Genomic DNA, 3149 nt, shown 5'->3' on the forward strand with positions numbered 1-3149 from the left:
GGCCGGGCAACTGGGCATCCGCTCGATCCCCAGCCTGCTGCTGTTCAAGAACGGCCGCGAAGTCAGCCGTCAGGCCGGGGCGTTTCCACTCCAGGCGTTGTTGGAGTGGGTGCGCAGCCAGGGGGTTTAGTTTTCAAGCGCTTGCCAGCAGCGACTCATAGGGAATGCGAAGGCCATCATGCAGGCGCTTGATCATGGAAAGGCTCAGCCCGCGCTTCCCGCTCAGTACTTCCGAAACTCGCCCGCTTGGACCGATGTACGGTTCAAGATCTCTTGGCGTGAGCCCCTGCTGATCCATACAAAACTTGATAGCTTCGATGGGATTGGCGGGGTGAATGGGATAGTGCCTGTTCTCGTACACTTCGATCAGTGTCACAAGCACTTCCATTTCATCAGCCTCAGGCGTGCCCGCTTCAGACTGAAAAATGGCTTCAAGGCGCTGGAATGCTGCTCGAAGATCGTCCTCGTTACGAATCGGCTTAATATTCACAGATTGTCTCCACGTCAATCTCGTCATAGCGCTTGTGCGTACCGACGAACTTCACCCAGGCGATACCGGCGCGGTACTGCATCTCAACCACAAGCCGGTACTTGTTACCCCCAATAAGGAAGCGGGCTAGATACCTACTCGCTGCGCTCCAGCAAATCATGCAACTCGACAAACTGCTGTGTCAGCTTGTGCCTGGGCTCCAGGTGAATCAGCGGCAGGCTGGCGTGGTGCGATTCACGCATCTTCACCGAGCTGCCAAGGTACACCGGCAGCACTGGCAGCCCTTCGGCCAGCAGTTCGTCGAGCATCTGCTGCGGCAGGCTGGCACGCGACTGGAACTGGTTGACCACGATGCCTTCGACTACGAGGTCTTCGTTATGGTCTTCCTTGAGGTCTTCAATTTCGGCCAGCAGGCCATACAGGGCCTGGCGCGAAAAGCTGTCGCAGTCGAAGGGAATCAGCACACGGTCAGCCGCGATCAGCGCCGAAACTGCATAAAAATTAAGCGCCGGCGGGGTGTCGATATAGATCCGCTCGTAATCCTCGTCTAGCTCATCGAGCAGCTTACGCAGCTTGTTGATCTTGTGCTTGGCCTCGAGCTTGGGCTGCAGGTCGGCCAGTTCAGGCGTTGCAGTCACCACATGCAGGTTGTCGAACGGGGTTTCATAGATATCCACCTTGTTCTTCTTGCTGAATGGCCCGCTGGACAGGCTCTGCTTGAAGAAATCGGCGATACCCATGGGGATATCCTCACCCGTCAGCCCGGTGAGGTACTGTGTCGAGTTGGCCTGGGCATCCAGGTCGACCAGCAGGGTCCGGTAGCCTTCATTGGCACTGACCGCCGCCAGGTTGCAGGCGATGCTCGACTTGCCCACGCCACCTTTCTGATTGAACACCACGCGCCGCATGGTTGACCTCCGTGTTTCAACGAATGCCCGAGTATGTGGCGGTGTCGCCGCCATGGCCAGTGCTATTCGCCTGAAGCAGCTGCGCAAACGCCTTGGCCATGGCCGACCCGCCGCCTTCGCGCTGCACCAGCCACACCGCGGTCATCGCCCCCTCGTCGAGCAAGGTGCGGTACACCACCCCTTCGATACGCATGCGCTGGAACGAGGCCGGCAGCACCGACACCCCCAACCCCGCCGACACCAGGCCGATGATGGTCATCGCCTCCCCTGCCTCCTGGGCAAAATGCGGGCTGAACCCGGCCTGCCGCGCCAGGCTCAGCAACTGCGCATGCAAGCCGCTGCCATAGCTGCGCGGGAAGAACACGAACGGCTCATGGGCCAGCGCCGCCATGTGCACGCCTTGCCCGCTGGCTTCGGCCAGCGGGTGTGAGGCATTGATCACCGCCACCAGTGGCTCGCGGAACAGCTCGGTGGCCAGCAACCCTTCCGGCAGCGGCATTGGCCGCATCAGGCCGATTTCGATGGACTCATCGAACACCCCTTCGGCAACATCGCGGCTGCTCATTTCCTTGAGGTTCAGGTGCACTGCGGGGAAGCGCTGGCGAAAGGCATGAATGGCCTTGGGGATCTTCGATGTGAACGGGGCCGAGGAGGTAAAGCCGATCTTCATCTCGCCCAATTCACCCAGTTGTGCACGCCGCGCCACATCCGCCGCCTTCTCCACCTGCGCCAGCACCTGACGCGCCTCGCCCAGGAACAGCCGGCCTGCCTCGCTCAGCTCGACCCGGCGGTTGGTGCGCTCGAACAAGCGCGCCCCCAGCTCCTGTTCCAGCGCCTGGATCTGCTGGCTCAGCGGCGGTTGCGAAATGCCCAGTTGCTGGGCGGCGCGGCCGAAGTGCAGCTCTTCTGCCACGGCAATGAAATAACGCAGATGGCGCAGTTCCATGGTTCGCTCCAAACAAGTCGCACAACGTCTTAAATAGGTCGAACAATATATTGGATCTAATCATTAGCCAGCTATATGCTTTTTTCATTGCACCAGAGGTACCCGCCGTGAAAACTGCTGTAGCCGCGCAGCCCATCCAACTCGAACCTGCCACCTTGACCGACATGTGGATCGAAAAAGGCACCCCCGCCTTCATGAAGACCGTGCTGGCCCTGTTCAGCGGCGGCTTCGCCCTGCTGTATTGCGTACAGCCGATGATGCCGTTGCTGTCTAAAGAATTCGCCATCAACGCCGCACAGAGCAGCCTGGTGCTGTCGGTGTCGACCGCGATGCTGGCGTTCGGCCTGCTTGTCACCGGTCCGATCTCGGACCGCATCGGCCGTAAGCCGGTGATGGTGTTCGCCCTGGTGTGCGCCGCGCTCTCCACCCTGGCCAGCGCGGTGATGCCGAGCTGGGAACTGGTGCTGGCCACCCGCGCACTGGTCGGCCTGTCGCTGAGCGGCCTGGCAGCAGTGGCCATGACCTACCTGAGCGAAGAGATCCACCCCCAGCACATTGGCCTGGCCATGGGTTTGTACATCGGCGGCAACGCCATTGGCGGCATGAGCGGGCGGCTGATCACTGGCGTGTTGATCGACTTCGTCAGCTGGCACACAGCCATGCTGACCATCGGCGGCCTGGCCCTGGGCGCCGCCCTGGTGTTCTGGAAGGTGCTGCCGGAGTCACGCAATTTCCGCCCGCAGACGATGAGCCCGCGCAGCCTGCTGGACGGGTTCGTCATGCATTTCAAGGATGCCGGCCTGCC

4 protein-coding genes and 2 pseudogenes are annotated in these 3149 nt (G+C 61.0%); 2 read left to right on the forward strand and 4 right to left on the reverse strand.

All coding sequences use genetic code 11. The features are described 5' to 3' along the window. Window positions 1–130, forward strand: a 130-nt coding sequence (locus G1E_RS29115) for a co-chaperone YbbN (protein WP_256220428.1), incomplete at its 5' end; no start/stop codon positions are given. A 3-nt stretch (window positions 131–133) separates the two neighbouring features. Here the strand turns inward: G1E_RS29115 and G1E_RS02770 are convergent. The 4 genes and pseudogenes from G1E_RS02770 to G1E_RS02780 form a co-directional block, all read right to left on the reverse strand. Then, window positions 134–490, reverse strand: a complete 357-nt coding sequence (locus tag G1E_RS02770; protein ID WP_009684982.1) for a type II toxin-antitoxin system HigA family antitoxin — start codon at window positions 488–490, stop codon at window positions 134–136. After that, window positions 480–611, reverse strand: a pseudogene (locus tag G1E_RS27210) (type II toxin-antitoxin system HigB family toxin); the annotation flags it as partial. The pseudogene G1E_RS27210 and the gene G1E_RS02770, both read right to left, overlap by 11 nt. 13 nt (window positions 612–624) lie before the next feature. After that, window positions 625–1398 carry a ParA family protein gene (locus G1E_RS02775; protein ID WP_009684980.1) on the reverse strand — a complete coding sequence of 258 codons (774 nt, stop codon included), beginning with the start codon at window positions 1396–1398 and terminating at the stop codon, window positions 625–627. 16 nt (window positions 1399–1414) lie between these two features. Beyond that, on the reverse strand, window positions 1415–2344 hold the full coding sequence (locus tag G1E_RS02780; RefSeq protein WP_047149597.1) for a LysR family transcriptional regulator: 930 nt from the start codon (window positions 2342–2344) through the stop codon (window positions 1415–1417). A gap of 107 nt (window positions 2345–2451) precedes the next feature. On the opposite strand from G1E_RS02780, the pseudogene G1E_RS29120 reads away from it, so the two are divergent. Beyond that, a pseudogene (locus tag G1E_RS29120) lies at window positions 2452–3149 on the forward strand (MFS transporter); the annotation flags it as partial.

The organism is Pseudomonas sp. TJI-51 (genome assembly GCF_000190455.2).
GTDB lineage: Bacteria > Pseudomonadota > Gammaproteobacteria > Pseudomonadales > Pseudomonadaceae > Aquipseudomonas > Aquipseudomonas juntendi.